This window comes from Pseudomonas sp. FBCC-B1565, from assembly GCF_059133265.1.
The window spans coordinates 2677404-2694771 of sequence record NZ_CP101438.1 but is presented as its reverse complement, the minus strand read 5'-3'; the positions used below and the strand labels follow the sequence as shown (position 1 = coordinate 2694771).

Sequence of the window (17368 nt, the reverse complement as noted above, 5' to 3'; positions counted from 1 at the left end):
TCTATGCTGCGGATCAGTCAGTACTTGCGTACCCTCGCCGGCCGCTGCCCGCCGCCGCGCGCTTCAACACCCGGCAGCGACCGCCCGCCGGTGGTGATCTGGAACCTGCTCAGGCGTTGCAACCTCACCTGCAAACACTGCTACGCCACCAGCGCCGACAGCGTGTTTCGCGATGAGCTGGACACCGAAGCGGCGCTGCGGGTGATCGATGATTTGCACGCGGCGGGCGTGCGCGTGCTGATCCTGTCGGGCGGTGAACCGCTGCTGCGCGAGGACCTGTTCCAGCTCAGCGCCTATGCCCGCGACAAGGGCTTTTTCGTCGCCCTGTCGACCAATGGCACGCTGATCGATGAGCAGAATATCCAGCAGATTGCCGACGCGCGTTTCGACTACGTCGGCATCAGCATCGACGGCCTGGAGGCGACCCACGACGCGTTTCGCCAACTGCACGGCAGCTTCCAGCGCTCGATGCACGCCATTCGCCTATGCCGCGAAGCCGGGATCCGCGTGGGGCTGCGCACTACGCTGACCCAGGCCAACCACGCGCAACTGCCGCAGTTGCTGGCGTTGATGCGCGCTTACGATGTGCAGAAGTTCTACCTGTCGCACCTCAACTACAGCGGGCGCGGCAGGCGCAGCCGCTTGCTGGATGCACACCGGCAGATGAGCCGTGACGCCATGGCGCTGATTTTCCAGCAGGCCTGGCATGACATCGAACAGGGTATCGACAGCGATTTCGTCAGCGGCAACAACGACGCCGACGCCGTGCTGTTGCTGCAGTGGGTGCACCAGCATCTGCCCGAGCACTACCCGCAGCTCGAACACTTGCTGCATGGCTGGGGTGGCAACGCCTCGGGCAGCGGCATCGCCAATATCGACAACACCGGCGAGGTGCACCCGGACACCTATTGGTGGCAGCACTCGGTGGGCAATGTGCGCAACACCCGCTTCCGCCAGCTCTGGCTGGACCAGCCCGACCCATTGCTGCTGCGCCTGCGCGAACACCCGCGCCGCATTGGCGGGCGCTGTGCCGACTGCCGCTGGTTGCCGATCTGCAACGGCAACACCCGCACCCGCGCCTGGGCCGATGGCGACCTATGGGGGCCGGACCCCGGTTGCTACTTCAACGATGCCGAAATCGCCCGGCATCCCACACCGTTGATCCCTTGCACCACCCGGTGACACAACCGGGGGCGCCTACCTGATGATGAACCAAGGATGTCTCATGCACACGCCAACTGCCCTACCCGCCAGTCTGCACAGCCCCTTCCACCCCGGTGAAGTTGCCTTGGTCGGCGCCGGCCCCGGTGACCCGCGCCTGCTCACCCTGCGTGCCTGGAGCCTGCTGATGCAGGCCGACGCCGTGGTGTTCGACCGGCTGATCAGCGCCGAGCTGCTGGCGCTGATCCCCCTGAGCTGCGCCCGGCATTACGTGGGCAAGGCCAGCGGCTACCACAGCCTGCCCCAAGACCAACTCAACGCACTGCTGGCGGAACTGGCCGAGCAGGGTCAACGGGTGGTGCGGCTCAAGGGCGGCGACCCGTTCATCTTCGGGCGCGGCGCCGAGGAACTCGAATACCTGCTGGCGCGGGATATCCCGTGCCAGGTGGTGCCAGGCATCACCGCCGCCTCCGGTTGCAGCGCCTACGCCGGCATCCCGCTGACCCATCGCGACCTGGTCAACTCCTGTCGCTTCGTCACCGGTCACCTGCAGCGTGACGGCGCCTTGAAACTGCCGTGGGCGAGCCTGGCCGAGCCGAGCCAGACCCTGGTGTTCTACATGGGCCTGGCGAACCTGGCGCTGATCGCCGAACACCTGGTGGCGGCCGGTCTGCCGGCGGACACCCCGGCGGCGCTGATCAGCAACGGTACCCGCGCCGACCAGCACGTGGCGCGCGGCACCTTGCGCCAGTTGCCGACCCTGGCCGCCGACTGCGAACCGGGCGTGCCCACCCTGACGGTGATCGGCCATGTGGTGAACCTGTTCGCCGACGCCACCCTGCACTACCCCGCCAGCCTGTCGGCACCGCGTATCCCGGTGGCGGTATGAAACGCCTGCTGCTGGTGCCGTTGCTCTGGATCAGCGCTGCCCATGGCGCGCCGGCCGAGGATTACGGCGAGTATTGCCAGAGCTGTCACGGCCTCAACCGCATCGGTGCCAGCGGCCCGGCGTTGCTCCCGGAAAGCCTGGGGCGAATCAAGCCTGACGAGGTGCGCAAGGTTATCGAACAGGGCCGTCCCGCCAGCCAGATGGCCGGGTTCGGCTCGCAGTTGAGCGCCGCACAAATCGACGGCCTGGCGAGCTTTCTGCAACAGCCACCGGCCACGCCGGCCACCTGGAGCGCGCAGGACATCCGCAACAGCCACCGCCTGCTGGCAGACGTCAGCACGTTGCCCAGCACCCCGCAGCACCACGCCGACCCGCTCAACCTGTTTGTGGTGGTGGAGTCCGGTGACCATCACATCGACATTCTCGACGGTGATCGCTTCACCGTACTGGACCGCTTCGCCAGCCACTTCGCCGTGCACGGCGGGCCGAAGTTCTCGCCGGACGGGCGCTTCGTCTACTTTGCTTCCCGCGACGGCTGGATCAGCCTGTACGACCTGCACAACCTCACGCTGATCGCCGAGACCCGCGTGGCCCTCAACACTCGCAACCTGGCGGTGAGCAAGGATGGCCGCTGGGTGCTGGTGGGCAATTACCTGCCGGGCAACCTGGTGGTGCTCGATGCGCGTGACCTGTCGTTGGTCAAGACCCTGGAGACGGGCTCGCGGGTCAGCGCGGTGTACACCGCACCGCCGCGCAACAGTTTTGTGGTGGCGCTCAAGGATGTGAATGAGGTGTGGGAGCTGTCCTACGCGGCGGCGCACCCCACGTTTGAACCCCGGCGTATCCCAGCCCGCGATGTGCTGGACGACTTCTCGTTCACCCCCGATTACCGCCAGTTGCTCGCCACCTCACGCAAAGCCGGTGGCGGCCAGGTGATCGATCTGGATTCGGGCGCGGTGGTCACTGACATTCCGCTGGCGGGCATGCCGCACCTGGGCTCCGGTACGTACTGGAAGCGCGACGGCAACTGGGTGTTCGCCACCCCGAACATCAGCCAGGGGCAAATCACCGTGCTCGACCCGAGCACCTGGACGCTGATCAAGCAGATCCCCACCCTCGGCCCGGGCTTCTTCATGCGCAGCCATATCAACTCGCGCTACGTGTGGAGCGATGTGTTCTTCGGCCCGGATAACGACGCCATCCACCTGATCGACAAGCAGACCCTGCACATCGCCCACACCCTGCGCCCGGTGCCGGGCAAGACGGCGGCCCATGTGGAGTTCACCCGGGACGGGCGCTACGTGTTGCTGAGTATCTGGGCCACCGACGGTGCGCTGATCGTCTACGACAGCCAGACCCTCAAGGAGATCAAGCGCCTGCCCATGAACAAGCCATCGGGCAAGTACAACGTGGGCAACAAGATCGAGTTTGCCGAGGGCACGTCCCACTAGTTTCGGCCAAACAGACCCAGGCCGATGCGGCTGCAATCACCGTGCAGGGTGAACCCCTCTTCGGTGCGCCGCAATCGACCGCGCTCCTGGGCCTGGGTCAGCTCATCATCGCCACGGGCAAACTGGCCGAGGCCCAGGTAGTGATAACCGGCTGCTTCCAGACGCTCGACACACAACAGCCCCATGGCGGTGCTTTGTGCGGCGCAGCACAGCGCCTGCGGGCATTGCCCCGCGTATCGCGCCGGTGGCCGGGCATAGTCGAATACCTGCACGCGGTCAGGCTCCAGCGCGATCAGGCTGGCCAACTTCGCCTCCAGGCTGGCCAGGGTCTGCCAGGCGTTGCCGTAGCCCAGATCGACACTGACCGAACGGAACCCGAAGGTGCGCGCCGCATCGATCAACGACTGGATCGGTGCCGGATCGCGATAGGTGTCCTGGGAGAGAGGGTCCTCGGTACAGGCATCCGGCACACCGATGCACACCCGGTTGAAACCCAGTTCGCGCAACCGGCCGACGCTGGCCCAATCGCTGTGCTGGGGCGCCAGGTCGATGGCGTAGTCGCCGCGGTCGTGCTCAAGGAAATGCAAACGCTCATGCAGTCGCATCATGTGCGCCTGCACATCGCCGATGGGCGCTGCCCCGCGCCACTGGAAGTGCTCAACCGGCTGGCGACTGCCCAGGCCGCCACCGATCAGGCGTATCTGCTGCGCCAGGCTGCGGCGGTAAACGGCACTCGGCGTACCTGGCCAGTGCAGGGTCACTGCCAGTGGACGCTGCCGTTGGCGGCTGGTGCGCAAAGCACGGGCGACATCGAGAGGAATGACGGTGTGCATGGCGGGCTCCGGATCCGGCGACGATGCGCCATTGTCCGGTGCGACGCCACGGCGCACCTTGATGTGCATCAAAGGCTTTACCAACTGAGGTAAAACATGCCCTTGGCCAGCAGCACGATGGCGACCATATGCCCGAACAGGCTCAGATGGATAAAGCGCAGGTAAGCCGCACTCACCCGGCCACGGCGCATGCGCAGCATCGTCAGCAGAAAGTGCAGCAGCACACTGGCGGCGAGGATCAGCTTGAGGGTCAACAAGGTGCCGAACGACGAGGCGAACGGCGCGGCCAACACCGGCAGGTAACGCAAGCCGACCATGCCCAGCCCGGCGCCGAACAGCACCAGCAACACCCACGGCATCAGCGCCCGGGCACGCACGCCGATGCCTTGTTCAACCTGCACCATCACCCGCGCCGGCAACTGCCGATGCAGACCGCCCAGGATCAGCACTTCGAAAAACACCGTACCGATGAAGATCAGCGCGGCGAACAGATGGGCCAGCAGAAACAGCAGGTAAAGCATGGTGGCCTCGCAGGTGGCGTCAAGGTGCCAGTGTGGCGCCTTGACGCCACCTGAACCTTGATACCGATCAAGCTAAACCCGCACGCCGAGCATGCCGGCAGTGATGATCAACGTCACCAGCGCACCGACGCCAATCACCGCCCACGTCATCACCGCACAACGCGCTTCGCTCACCCCATGGTTACGCAGCACACCGCGCAGGCCACACCCCAGGTGCGCGATCAACAGGAACACCGCCAGGGAATAATGCGGCACCAGGCGGATGCTCCAGGCATCGGCCAACAACCCCACCGGGTCGGCCACGGCCCAGGCGTAATCGGTGTCGGTGCCGAAGTAGCGCGCCAGGGTAAATACCGAGTTGATATGGGAGGCTATAAACACTACCAGGTAAGCGCCGGACGCGGTCTGCAAGGCGTCCAGCAGGTCAGCGCGGTGGACGGTTTTGGGGCGGATCAGCACCAGGCCGCTGAGTATCTGGAAAAAGAACGTGACGATAAGGATCGGCTCCAGCCAACCGTTGCGATACACCACCCGCAACACCTCCATCACCGCACGATGCGCATCGTTGCCGAAAACCCCGAGCAGATGGTTGAACAGGTGCGGCGCCAGGAACACCAGCAGGATCGCCACCGACGCAATGCCATGGGCGACCCGCAGCTTGATGTAGGTGCGCGGGTGGTGGGTGAAGTCAATGCTGGGCAGCGTGGCCGACACCATCGAGAAGTAGGCACTCACTGCCAACCACAGGCCGCTCCACACGACAAGGTCGTGACCATTGACCTTCATCAGGTACAGCAGCACGCCCATCAGCGTATAGGCTGGCGGCGTGGCAACGGCCAGGCAGGCCAGGCGCCTGGCAAGCACCAGGCGTGCACTCATCATGGGCTGCACACCCGTGACGAACACGCAGTAGAACGCCACCACCGGCACTGCATAGGCACTCAACATCAGCGCCAGAGTCACCGGCCCGCCGGCCCCGCCAACATGGGCCAGGTTGCTCCACTGCAGTGCCCAGGGGTAATAGAGTGCGGCGGCGAATGGCAGCAGCCACAGCCAGTCCAATCGGGTGTGGGCCAGCGGTTTTGCGAGAGACATTGTTGCGTCCTTACTCATGGATTTTCCCCCGCGACCCTACGGACTGGCGCGAGGGAAACCCAGGTCCAATTCCACGCTTTTTGCCTACACCACTGCGCGTTACAGCAACGGGATGCTGTAGCTGACAATCAACCGTGTCTCGTCCTTGTCCGCCGTGTCATTGCCGCGCAATACCGCACTACGCCAGGTAAAGCCCAGGCCTTTCAAGGCGCCGGTGGGGATCACGTAGTCCAGGCGCAGGTCGCGCTCCCATTCGCTGTTGTCGCGGCCGGCGGTGCGGATGTGGCTGCCGTGAATGTAAGTCACACTGGAGCGCAGCCCCGGTACGCCCAGGCTGGCAAAGTCATAGGCATAACTGCCCACCATGGCCTGTTCGCCGGCATTCACGAACTTGAGCGACTGGGAGTTGGTGATCAGGTAAAGCGAACGGCCCTGCCCCTGGTTGATGTGCGGGAAGTCACTTTGCCCGGTGGTTTTCTGGTAGCCCAGGCTCAGCGAATGCCCGCTCAAGCCATAGGCGAACAGTGCGCTCCACAAGCGGTTGTCGACCTTGCCGGTGTTGACGCCGGGCGCGTAGTAACCCGAGCCGACATAACCTTCGCCACGGCCCGAAGCACTGCCGTTCTTACCGTCGGCGGTGCTGTAGAAATAACGCAGGTCGCTCTTGAGCTGACCCACCGGCAGTTGCCAGGTGTGCACCAGGCCCAGGAAGTGCTGTTGGTAGAAGTTCTCCAGGCTGGCGTAGTAGTACTGCATCTGCAGTTGCTTGCTGACGGTGTAATCCACGCCGCCGTAGTAGAACTGGTTACTGGACTTGCCCTTGACCGGGTCATTGGCGCCGGCAATCGACAGGCCTTGGCCATTGCTGGAGTTGCGGTCCACGACCTGCTCGATCTTGCCCGCGATCAGGTTGACGTCCTTGAAGTCCTTGGACTCCACCTGATAGCCACGGAAGGTCTGGGGCAACAGGCGCCCGTCTTCAGTGGTCAGCACCGGCAGCCTGGGCATCAGGCTGCCGGCCTTGAGTTGGGTCTGGGCAATGCGCAGTTTGCCGGTAACGCCCGTCTTGCTGAAGTCATGGGCGGCCTTGCCATCGTCCAGCGGGAAGACGCTGCCGGGGGTGTTATCGGCACCGGACTTGCCGGCCCGGCCGGAGGCGTCCAGGCGCAGGCCGTACCACTCTTGCAGGTCCAGGCCCAGGCCGACCGTGCCTTCGGTGAAACCGGACTGGTAGTTGAACATAAAGGCCTGGCCCCATTCCTTGTCCGAGGCGGCCTTGGCGTTGCGGGTGTCCTGGTTGTAGTAGAAGTTGCGCAGGTCGAGGCTGGCTTTGCTGTCATCGATAAAACCCGACGCAGCCGCCTGCTGCGCAGCGCCGATAGAGACGGCGAGCGCCAGGCAAGTCTTGTGGTTCATGAAGGCTCCGAGAAGTGATTGAGGCGCCCCGTCGCAGCGCTGTTTTTGTTATGCCAGGGGGCTGCAGTCAACGGGAGCGCGCACGGTATAGCGTTGCGTGGCCGGGAAAAAGCCGGCAAAACCGCCAATCACTTTTTCAGTTTGGGTAACAATCCAGCGAATGGCGAGCGCGTGTCCAGCAGTGAGGTACGGATGAAGTGCAGGTAACTTTCCACCCGGCGCAAGGCCGAGGTCTCAAAGTGCGCTTCGAAAGGTTCGACGGTGTCCTGCACGCACTCGATCGCGTGTTCGACGCGTGCCAGTGCACGTTGCCACCGTGCATGCCCCGGCTGGGTGAACAAGCGCACCAATGCCCGCCCCATGGCACGTACCGCCTGGCGCCACGCGGTGGTTTCGGCGTAGCAGGCCAGCGCCGGCAACTGCGCCTGCTCGCGGCGCAGTTCGATCAGGGCATGGCCGACGTCAAGCACCACGAACGTCCAGCGCAGCAGGCGGTGTTGCACCTGGGGCTGGCCGGCGGACAAGCCATGGGCCTGGTTAAGCAGGTCACGGGTGCCGCTTTCGAAACCCGAGCCCAGCGCCGGCAAGGGTGCGTGGAGGGCGAACACGACCCGCTGGCGCAGGTCCTGTTCCAACCGACGCCACAACCACGGGCTGTTGGGCGGCAGAATGATCGCCCCTGCCGCCGCGCACACCAGCATCCCGAACACCATGGCGAGGTAGTCATTGATCAAGCCATAAGGGTTGTAGAGCGTGAGATTGCCGGGCACCGAACTGGTGCCGAAAAACACCAGCATGCCCAGGCCGTAGCCCACCCACTGTGGTTTGGCCAACCAAAACGACCCCAGCATGATCACCGGCGCAATCACCAGGCACAGTAACGGGAACCCATCGATCCGGGGATAGACGAAGAACACCTCGAAAATCCCGATGACCGCCGCCAACACCGTCCCACAGGCAATCTGGAACGACATGCGCCGGGGGTTGGGGGAGAACGCCGAGAGCCCCACCGTGAGCGCGGACACCAGGGTCATCGCCGCGCCACTGGGCCAACTGGTGGCGATCCACAGCGCACACAACACCAGCAGCACCAACGCTGCACGCAGCCCGGCGCCCACCGCCGCCAGCCAATGGGTCTGTGGCTGAAAAGGTTCGGCCCAACGCTCACGCCGGTGGTTGTGATCGGCCAGGGAAGCATGGGTCCGGGCGTAGCTGAGCAACTCGTCGACGAAGCGATAAAGCAGCTCGCAGGCCGTGTGGAAATCTAGCAGGTCGTCGGCGGGCGGATGCGCCTGCGCCAGTTCGGCGCGCAGGTGACGGACCTGGCTCGGCAGCCCGTGGATATAACGCTTCAGGCGTGTCGACAAGTGTGCCGCCTCCAGGTCTGTGAGTACCTGTCCGGCGAACGGTTCCAGCACATTGACCAGCGCCTTGAGTGCCGGGCCCACAGCTTCCAGCACTGCCGTGGAACCGCGCATCTGCACTCGGTCGAGCAACTGATGCAGGGCATTGAAACGCGTGGTGATGGCCATGAACTCGACGTTGAGCCGATCCAGGCGCCCCTTGCGTCGGCGCATGTAAGGGTCTTCGAACACACTGACGCTGCGCATCCCTTCCAGGCCCACTGCCTCGGCGATGAAGCGCAGGTTGGCGACCTCGAACGCCGCCTGGTCGTGGGTACTGCGCAGACCGCTCACGACAAATCCGGCGAAACGACCAAAGCGTTGGTACAGGGTATTGCGCATGGCGGCGCCCGCCGTATTGGGCAGCAACGTTGCGCTGATCCCGGTGGCGCACAGCACGCCCAGGGTGATCTCCAACACCCGCCACACCGCCGCCATGAACACCTGCTCCGGGTGCCCCACCACCGGCAAGCCCACCATCACCGCGGTATACCCCGCCAGCACCCACCCATAGGCGCGAAAATGACGATTGCGCGCCGCGCCGTATGAGCACACGCCCACCCACACGGCCAACCCGGCCAGGAACAGCTCGGTGCTCTGGGCGAACAGCGCCATCAACAGCACCATGAACGACGACCCCACCAGCGTGCCGATCACGCGGTAGACGCTTTTGGCCAGGACATGCCCACTGTACGGCTGCATCACGATAAACACCGTGGTGATCGCCGTGCCGGGCTGCGGCAACTCCAGGCGCATCGACAGCCACAAGGCCAGGTACGAAGCGATCAGCACCTTGAACAGGTAGACCCACATCACCCCGTCGGTGCGCGCCCATTCCAGGAAGCCCCGGCGCCAGGGCAGTGCTCTCAGCCGGCGTGAAAAATCAGTGAGTGGTGGCACGAAACAGGGACTCCCGACAAGCTGGCTGGCACACAAGGCCGGCGACTTTAGGCAGTTGCGCCAGGGTCGGTAAGTCATCCAGAACGTGAATGACTGTTACGCAAAACACCACAATAAATAGCGTTTACAGCGGCCCGCGACTTCATGCCACACTGGAAAAATCCGTTATCCCTGGTAGCCATCGATGGACATTCTGCAGAACATGCGCATCTTCCGTTGCGTCGCCGAAGCCGGCAGTTTTACCGGCGCGGCGGCACGACTGAACACCAACACCACCCATGTATCCCGCTCCATCTCCAACCTGGAAGCACACCTGCGCACGCGCCTGTTCAATCGCACCACGCGCCGCATCGCCCTCACCGAATCCGGCCAACGCTATTTGGTGCGATGCGAGCAGATCCTGCATTCGATCGCGGAAGCCGAGGTAGAAGCCGGCGACGCCCATACCCGGCCTATCGGCCAGCTCAAGGTGCATTCGATGACCGGCATCGGCCAGCATTACGTGGTGGACGCCATCGCCCGTTATCGCCAGCATTACCCGGATGTGACCTTCAACCTGAGCATGAGCAACCGCACGCCGGACCTGGTGCACGAAGGCTTCGACGTATCGATCGTGCTGGCCATCGACCTGCCTGACTCCAGCCATGTGTCGCAGAAGCTCGGCAGCACCTACAGCATCGTTTGCGCATCGCCGTCCTACGTAAAAAGCCACGGCATCGCGCAGGTTCCCAGGGACCTGCTTGACCACGCCTGCCTGCGCCTGGTCAGCCCGGTGATCCCCCTGGAGAACTGGACCTTCAACGGCCCCAATGGCAAGGAAAACGTGATCATCAGCCACTCGCCCTTCCTGGTGGATTCGGTTGACGCGATGAAAACCGCCATCAGCAATGACATGGGCATCGGCATCCTGCCAGTGCATGCGGCGATCAAGGGGCTGCGCAGCGGTAGCCTGGTGCGCGTACTGCCCGAGTACCGCCTGGAGGAGCTGAGTCTGTACGCCATCTACCCTTCCCGGCATTACCTGGACGCAAAAATCAAAACCTGGGTGGAGTACCTGCGCAGCTCCCTGCCGGAGGTGCTCGCCGACCATAAGGCTGTGCTGAAGACCCGCCCGTTGCTCAGCGCTGTCGAGTCATAACGACTACATAGGGTCATAACGACTACAGGACGCCAGGGTCATAACGACAACAAAAATCGCAACCGACTGATTTTCATAATGTTATTCATTGGCATGCTTTCTGACTCTGAAGTGGGCAGGACAAATCTTCGAAACCCACAGAGAGATCACTATGAGCAATGAATTCAACCAGCGCCTTGCCGTTGTCACCGGTGCCAGTTCAGGCATCGGCCTGGCCGTCACCCAACGTTTGCTCGAACGCGGCGCGAAGGTGGTCGCGATGTCGCGTCAACTGGGCGGGCTTGGCGTGTTGGCCGAGCAGTTTGGCGAGCAGCTCAAGTGGTTGGCCGGGGATGTGACCGAGGCAGCCGACCTGGCGCGCCTGGCGCAGGTGACGGCGCCGAAGGGGCCGGTGGATTTTCTGGTGCCGAACGCGGGCATTGCCCAACTGGCCGATGGCCTGGACCTGGCCGCCTTCGACCGGCAATGGGCAGTCAATGGTGCTGGCGCCTTGAACACCTTGGGCAGCCTGCGCGGGCAGTTGTCGGCGCAGGCGTCGGTGGTGTTCATCGGCACGTTCCTGGAGCAAGTGACCTTTCCCGGCCTGGCCGCCTACATCGCGTCCAAAGCCGCCCTGCGCGCCCAGGTGCGCACCCTGGCGGTGGAACTGGCGCCCCACGGCATCCGCCTGAACATGGTCTCCCCCGGCCCCACCGCCACGCCGATCTGGAGCACCCTGGGGCTCAATGATGAAGCCCTGGGTTCGGTGGCGAAGACCGTCAACGCCCGCCTGCTCGACGGGCAGTTCCTGGAGCCGGGCGCCGTGGCCGATGTGATCCTGTTCCAGTTGGGCCAGGGCGCACGCAGCGTGTTCGGCCAGGATTGGGTGGTGGACGGAGGTTATACCTTGCGCTGATCAGGCCAGTGCAGGCATGGCCTTGGCACCTCCGAATGCCAGGGCCTTCCAACCGATCACCAACAGCGACAACCCGGCAAAGATCAGCCCGCAGCCAATCACCCCGGTGGTGCCGAAGGCATTGATGAACAGCCCGCCCACCGATGACCCGATCACCACCCCGGCATTCGCCGATGACACATACAGGCTGGTGGCGAACTCATGCGCCTCGGGTGCCGAAGACGTGAGCCAGACTTGCGTGACCACCAGGCCACAGGTATGCGCCGCGCCCCAGAGCAACACGATCACACTCATCGACGCCCACGACAGGCTGCCAAAGGCATACAACACCAGGTATGCCGCCGCCAGTACCACCGGATACAGTACGGCCGTCACAACCAGATGCCGGCTGAGCGCACGCCCCACCCATAGGTTACCGACGACGCCGCCGATGCCGAAGACCACCAGCATGACACTGATGGTCCGACCGTCCATGCCGATCCGGGTCTTGAGGTACTCAGCCGCGTAGCTGTACACCGAAAACATCGTGGTAAACACCAGCACGGTGGCGAGGATCGCCAGCCACACCGAGAGGCTGCGCAGCACAGTCAGTTGCTTGCCGAAGCTCAGGGGTGCCGAACGCGGGTGATCGGGCAGCTTGAGCCTTAGACCCAACGCCGCCACCGCCGTTGCCACGGCGCAAAAGTAGAACGAGGCCTCATAGGAAAGACTCGCCCCCACCCAAGTGGTCAGAGGCACGCCCAACACCAGCCCAAGCGTGGTGCCCACCACCGCCAGCGCCGTGGCATGGGCCGCTCGTTCGCGGGGGTACAGCGACACCGCCGTGGAAAACGCAGCAGCAAAAAATACCGGGTGGAGCATGGCCGGCACCACGCGCAGCGCCATCAGTGTTTCGAAGTTCGGTGCAAACGCCGACAACACACTGCTGATCGAGAACCCCAGCAAGGCGCCCACCAGGATTTTCTTGCGCGCCACCCGCGAGGCCAACAACACCAGGAACGGCCCCAGCACCGCCACGATCAACGCAAACAAACCCATCAACCACCCGGCCTGGGACACACTGATCGCGAACCGCTCGACGATCATCGGCAAGATACCGACCACCCCAAACTCCAGGGTATACAGGCCGAACAACCCCAGGATGATGTAGATCACGAGCCGACCTCGATCACAACCTTACCGAAGGCACCGCGCTGCAAATGGGCGAAGGCCTGGGGCACTTCGGCAAAGCGGTAGGTGTGGTCGATCACCGGTTGGAGGGTGTGTCGCTCCACCATGCGAACCAGGTCTTCGAGGGCACGGCGTGGCCCCACCGCTACACCGACGATGGCGGCGCGCTTGGCCAGCAGGCTCATCAGCGGCGCGCTCAACTGGTCGCTCTCCAGCAGGCCGATCACTGAGACACGCCCACCGTTGCTCACCGCTTGCAGTGAACGCGCCAGGTTGTCGCCACCGGCCATTTCCAGCACGTGCTCGGCGCCGCGTCCGCCGGTCAGTTCCAGCACGGCGTGGTGCCAGTCCGGCACCCGGCCACGGTGGATGCCATGGGTGGCGCCCAGTTCGACGGCACGGGCGATTTTTTCATCGCTGCTGCTGGTGATGATCACACGGGCACCATGGGCCGCCGCCAGTTGCACGGCAAACAGCGAAACGCCGCCGGTGCCCTGCACCACCACGGTCTGGCCGGCGTGCAAGTGGCCGAGTTCGATCAAGGCCATCCAGGCCGTCAATGCCGCCACCGGCAAGGTGCTGGCCTGGGTGGCGTTCAACGAGCGTGGCGCGAGCACGCACCAGTCAGCGGGGGTGGTCACGTATTCGGCCAGCATGCCGGGGATCGGGCCGCCTTGCGGTGGCGCGTCGGCCCAGGACAACGGCCTGCCGTCGACCCAGCCGGCAAAGAAACTCGACAGCACCTTGTCGCCCACCTTGAACCGGTTCACACCCTCACCCACGGCCACCACCGTACCCGCCATGTCGGACGCCGGGGTAAAGGGGAATTGCAGGCTGGCGCCCATGCCGTTTTCCGCTACCTCGGCGTCACGGTAATTGAGCGATACCGCCGCGACGCCCACCAGCACCTCCCCGGCCTTGGCCACCGGTCGCGGCACACGGGCCAAGCGCAAGGTATGGAGGCCAAAGGTCGGGATTTCCCAGCGTTGCATCAAGTCAGTCATGTTCAGGTCTCTCGTGAGGGTTTTGCGCAAGGATAAGAACCTCGCTTCACGGGATTAAGTAGGGCGCGGCTCCTGGGTCTACGGAGCTTTCATTCCGCAATACCGGCAATTGCGCTAGGGTATCGGCAATTCCCGTCGCCAATCGGTGCCTCAGATGGACAACCTCACGACCCTGAATGCCTTTGTGCAGGTCGCGCATACCCACAGTTTTGTCGCCGCCGGGCGGGTGCTCGGGGTGACGGCGTCGGCGGTTGGCAAGAGCGTGGCGCGCCTGGAAGAACGCCTGGGCGTCCGGTTGTTCCACCGCAGTACGCGCAGCGTGACGCTGACTGCCGAGGGCGAGCTGTTTCTGGAGCGCAGCCGGCGCATCCTGCGGGAAATCGAGGAAGCCGAGGCAGAGTTGTCCCAAGTCAGCCAGGCGCCCCGTGGTCGCCTCAAGGTCAGCCTGCCGTTGGTGGGCCATCCGTTTTTGCCAGTGCTGGCCGACTTCAAGCAGGCCTACCCTGACGTCGAGCTGGACCTGAGCTTCACCGACCGCCGCGTGGACGTGGTGGAAGAAGGCTACGACGCGGTGCTGCGCAGCGGCGAGGCGCCGGATTCGCGCTTGAGTTCACGGTTGGTGGGGGAGTATCGGATGATCGTCGTGGCGGCCCCCACCTACCTCGAACGTCACGGCACACCGCAGCGCTTCAGCGACCTGGCCCAGCACAGTTGTATCCTGTTCCGCTTTCCCAATACTGGCAAATTGCAGCGTTGGCCGTTGCACGCACAAGGCGTCGAACTCGACCAGCACCTGCCGGCAGCGATGATCTGCAACAACCTCGAGGCCCGGGTATGTTTTGCACTGCACGGCATTGGTATCGCCTACCTGCCGGACTTCGCCATCCGCGAGGCCCTCGACAGCGGGCAATTGCTGCAGGTGCTGCCTGACTGCACCGAGCACGGCAGCTTCCGCATGATGTGGCCATCGAGCCGGCACCCGTCGCCGAAGTTGCGGGTGTTTATCGACTTTCTCAAGGAACGCCTGTTTCCCTGATCAGGCGTTGTCGAACCGCTGCCGCGCCTGGCGAAATTCATCGCCCTTCTCTACCACCCAGGTCCAAAGCGGGATCATGTGTACCAGCAGTTCCGTGCCCAGGCTCGACAGCTCGTACTCGACCCTGGGCGGCACTTCCTGGAAGTCGTAGCGCAGCACCAGCCCGTCGCGCTCCAACTGGCGCAACGTACGGGTCAGCATGCGCTGGGTCACGCCCTGCATGCGCCGGCCGATCTCGGCGTGACGCAAGCGGCCGGACACACCCAGCACGTGCACGATGCCCAATGACCAGCGGTTGCCCGCGTGGGTCAGCACCTCGCGCTTGAGGCCGTCATCGTCGGCGCTGAGGGCGTCGCAGGCGGCTTGGGAGCGGCGGATGATCTCGTCGTTATCCATGGGGAGCTCTCGGTATCACAGGTGTGCCTTCTTATGCGCGGCGATGAATTCTGCAAGCATGCCACGACTTTCAATCCAGACGGAGTTCCTATGACCCCCTCTTCCATCCTGGTACTCGGTGCCGGCGAACTGGGCATGGCCGTAGTGCAAGCACTGGCCGACCTGGCCGCACCGGGCGACACACGCCTCGCCGTGCTGCTGCGCCCCGCCAGCCTGCACTCGGCTGCGTCCAACGCCTTGCGTGCACGGGGTATCGAGGCAGTTGCCGGCGACCTGCAAAACGACAGCCAACGCGTGCTCGCCGAGCGCTTCGCGCCCTTCGATACGGTAATCTGCTGCACCGGTTTTGCTGCCGGCCCCGGCACCCAGCGCAAACTGGCGCGGGCCGCCATCGAGGGTGGAGTGCAGCGTTATGTGCCGTGGCAATTCGGCGTGGACTATGACCTGATCGGTCGTGGCAGCCCGCAGGATACCTTCGACGAACAGCTCGACGTACGCGACCTGCTACGCGCCCAGCACGGCACGCAATGGCTGATCATCTCCACCGGCATGTTCACCAGTTTTCTGTTCGAGCCCTCGTTCGGCGTGGTCGACCTGGCGCAGAACACCGTGCATGCGCTGGGCAGTTGGGACACCGCCGTCACCGTCACCACGCCTGAGGACATCGGCCGGTTAACCGCACACATCGTGCTTGCCGAACCGGCGCTGGGCAACCAGGTGGTGTTCACCGCCGGTGACACCCTGACCTATGGGCAACTGGCCGATACCGTCGACGCCACCCTCGGCATCCGGCTGCAGCGCGAGCCCTGGCCGGTGCCGAGGTTGCTGGCCGAACTGGCGAAGGCCCCAGATGACAACCTGAAGAAATACCGCGCAGTGTTCGCCCAAGGCCACGGCGTGGCCTGGGACCCCGCCGTGACCTTCAACGCCCGCAATCACATCGCCATGACGGACGTTGCCACGTGGATCCGCCAACACCTCAGGGCACCGGCAACCATCGGCTGAATTCACCCCGACTGTTCAACGGGCACCAGGCGAAGTCCGTTTGCGCAGGGGGCAATGCCTGGCGTTCAACCATCGCGCACGGCGAGCCCTTCCAATCAAACAGCGTTGCGCCCTGCCAGGCCAGGACCACACCCCTGGCCTGGCTTTTATCCGTCTGCACCCAACGCGCGGCAGCGGCCGCCATGAACGCCTCGATGGGCTCGTCATCGATCTGCGCCCGATACACCGAGCCCAGCAACCAGCGGCAGACGTTCACGTGGTAGGTCCAATCCAGCGGCGGCCGGTGGCGATAGGCCCAGGTCATGAAGCTGCGAAACAGGTTCAGGCCCTCGGGCGGGTCCAGCTTGAGCAGCGCCGGGCAGATGTCGAACAGGGTGTGCCAATACGGCAGCAGGCGTGCATCCAGGTGCACGAAACTGCGGGAATTGCTGGGGTATTCAGACGGCGCCGGTTCCGCGTGCAGGCGGCGGGACGCCTTGCTGACCAGGCGGTTGGCGCCTGTGGGCAACAGGGGGTTCATGAAACGCACTCACAGTCATGACGATGGGACGCCTCCCGGTTTCAGGAGGCCCAAGGCAAACGTCAGAATGCAGGGGAAGCGCGGGGGTTGGCCGAGGGCCAGGAATATCGTGGCGGCGCCTTGTTGCGCCGTTCATGGGCCGGGCGCGGGGTGTGTCCCAGGCCCAATAGCCAGGCCAGGCCGACCAGGAACACCAGGGCAACGGTCAATGCGTTGCAGACCGGGCAGGCAAAGTAGTTCGAGATGTTGCTGGAAGACGGGCTACCCAACCCTTTGTCGGAAAGTGGCGCCTGGTTGCCGCTCACCGAACAGAACGCCCCGCCGATGCCATTGAGCGCCTGCCCCGTCATCTGCCCATGCCCCAAACCGCAGACGAACAGGTTCATGAGCACGCAGAAGTACAGGGCCCAGGCGATCAGCGAACGGTCGGGGTGGCTCGATTTCATGGCGGCGACTCTACCACCAGCGCCGCAAAAGGATGAAGCGCGACATGCCCCTGTGGCAGAACGTCGCAGATTACGTGCGCTTGCCAGGG

Annotated in this window: 17 protein-coding genes; 7 read left to right on the top strand and 10 right to left on the bottom strand. The window is 64.2% G+C overall.

The genetic code is table 11. The features are described from left to right. The first annotated feature begins 3 nt into the window (after positions 1-3). From nirJ to NL123_RS12855, 3 genes are read left to right on the top strand one after another with little or no spacing between them, the layout of a single operon-like run. Positions 4-1182 carry a heme d1 biosynthesis radical SAM protein NirJ gene (nirJ, locus tag NL123_RS12865; RefSeq protein WP_494357920.1) on the top strand — a complete coding sequence of 393 codons (1179 nt, stop codon included), beginning with the start codon at positions 4-6 and terminating at the stop codon, positions 1180-1182. 43 nt (positions 1183-1225) lie between these two features. Continuing rightward, the gene (cobA, locus tag NL123_RS12860) at positions 1226-2050 is read left to right on the top strand and encodes a uroporphyrinogen-III C-methyltransferase (RefSeq protein WP_058423930.1); all 825 of its coding nucleotides are present in this window, start codon (positions 1226-1228) and stop codon (positions 2048-2050) included. Then, the gene (locus tag NL123_RS12855) at positions 2047-3501 is read left to right on the top strand and encodes a cytochrome D1 domain-containing protein (protein WP_494357919.1); all 1455 of its coding nucleotides are present in this window, start codon (positions 2047-2049) and stop codon (positions 3499-3501) included. Before cobA ends, NL123_RS12855 begins: the two co-directional genes overlap by 4 nt. On the opposite strand, the gene NL123_RS12850 is transcribed toward NL123_RS12855, so the two are convergent. The 5 genes from NL123_RS12850 to NL123_RS12830 all read right to left on the bottom strand — a co-directional run bounded on the left by NL123_RS12850 (position 3498) and on the right by NL123_RS12830 (position 9669). After that, positions 3498-4403, bottom strand: a complete 906-nt coding sequence (locus NL123_RS12850) for an oxygen-independent coproporphyrinogen III oxidase (RefSeq protein ID WP_494357918.1) — start codon at positions 4401-4403, stop codon at positions 3498-3500. The genes NL123_RS12855 and NL123_RS12850 overlap by 4 nt on opposite strands. Before the next feature lie 8 nt (positions 4404-4411). Continuing rightward, complete coding sequence (locus tag NL123_RS12845) at positions 4412-4855, bottom strand: CopD family copper resistance protein (RefSeq protein WP_494357917.1); 444 nt, start codon at positions 4853-4855, stop codon at positions 4412-4414. Positions 4856-4927: 72 nt separating this feature from the next. After that, the gene (locus tag NL123_RS12840; protein WP_494357916.1) at positions 4928-5950 is read right to left on the bottom strand and encodes a hypothetical protein; all 1023 of its coding nucleotides are present in this window, start codon (positions 5948-5950) and stop codon (positions 4928-4930) included. 99 nt (positions 5951-6049) lie between these two features. After that, complete coding sequence (locus NL123_RS12835) at positions 6050-7366, bottom strand: OprD family porin (protein WP_494357915.1); 1317 nt, start codon at positions 7364-7366, stop codon at positions 6050-6052. A gap of 128 nt (positions 7367-7494) precedes the next feature. Further along, entirely contained in the window at positions 7495-9669 is a 2175-nt protein-coding gene (locus NL123_RS12830; protein ID WP_494357914.1) for an FUSC family protein, read from the bottom strand. 184 nt (positions 9670-9853) lie between these two features. Here NL123_RS12830 and NL123_RS12825 point away from each other — a divergent pair, with 184 nt between their 5' ends. Beyond that, positions 9854-10807, top strand: coding sequence for a LysR family transcriptional regulator (locus NL123_RS12825; protein WP_494357913.1), 954 nt, complete (start codon positions 9854-9856; stop codon positions 10805-10807). 151 nt (positions 10808-10958) lie between these two features. After that, positions 10959-11702 (top strand): SDR family NAD(P)-dependent oxidoreductase, encoded by a 744-nt coding sequence (locus tag NL123_RS12820; protein WP_494357912.1) that lies wholly within the window; start codon positions 10959-10961, stop codon positions 11700-11702. On the opposite strand, the gene NL123_RS12815 is transcribed toward NL123_RS12820, so the two are convergent. Together NL123_RS12815 and NL123_RS12810 are read right to left on the bottom strand one after the other, a co-directional pair. After that, positions 11703-12857 (bottom strand): MFS transporter, encoded by a 1155-nt coding sequence (locus NL123_RS12815; protein ID WP_494357911.1) that lies wholly within the window; start codon positions 12855-12857, stop codon positions 11703-11705. Continuing rightward, complete coding sequence (locus NL123_RS12810) at positions 12854-13876, bottom strand: zinc-dependent alcohol dehydrogenase family protein (RefSeq protein WP_494357910.1); 1023 nt, start codon at positions 13874-13876, stop codon at positions 12854-12856. Before NL123_RS12810 ends, NL123_RS12815 begins: the two co-directional genes overlap by 4 nt. Before the next feature lie 154 nt (positions 13877-14030). On the opposite strand from NL123_RS12810, the gene NL123_RS12805 reads away from it, so the two are divergent. Further along, positions 14031-14912, top strand: a complete 882-nt coding sequence (locus NL123_RS12805) for a LysR substrate-binding domain-containing protein (RefSeq protein WP_058423940.1) — start codon at positions 14031-14033, stop codon at positions 14910-14912. Here NL123_RS12805 and NL123_RS12800 read toward each other — a convergent pair whose 3' ends face one another. Beyond that, positions 14913-15308, bottom strand: coding sequence for a winged helix-turn-helix transcriptional regulator (locus NL123_RS12800; RefSeq protein WP_071493274.1), 396 nt, complete (start codon positions 15306-15308; stop codon positions 14913-14915). Between the two features lie 90 nt (positions 15309-15398). Here NL123_RS12800 and NL123_RS12795 point away from each other — a divergent pair, with 90 nt between their 5' ends. After that, positions 15399-16313: an aromatic alcohol reductase gene (locus tag NL123_RS12795; RefSeq protein ID WP_494357909.1), complete on the top strand. Its 915-nt coding sequence runs from the start codon at positions 15399-15401 to the stop codon at positions 16311-16313. Here NL123_RS12795 and NL123_RS12790 read toward each other — a convergent pair. Both NL123_RS12790 and NL123_RS12785 read right to left on the bottom strand, forming a co-directional pair. Continuing rightward, a complete protein-coding gene (locus tag NL123_RS12790; RefSeq protein ID WP_494357908.1) occupies positions 16288-16833 on the bottom strand; it encodes a putative natural product biosynthesis protein in 546 nt (181 codons plus the stop codon). The genes NL123_RS12795 and NL123_RS12790 overlap by 26 nt on opposite strands. A 62-nt stretch (positions 16834-16895) precedes the next feature. After that, entirely contained in the window at positions 16896-17279 is a 384-nt protein-coding gene (locus NL123_RS12785; RefSeq protein ID WP_058423944.1) for a DUF2946 domain-containing protein, read from the bottom strand. Positions 17280-17368: the final 89 nt, after the last annotated feature.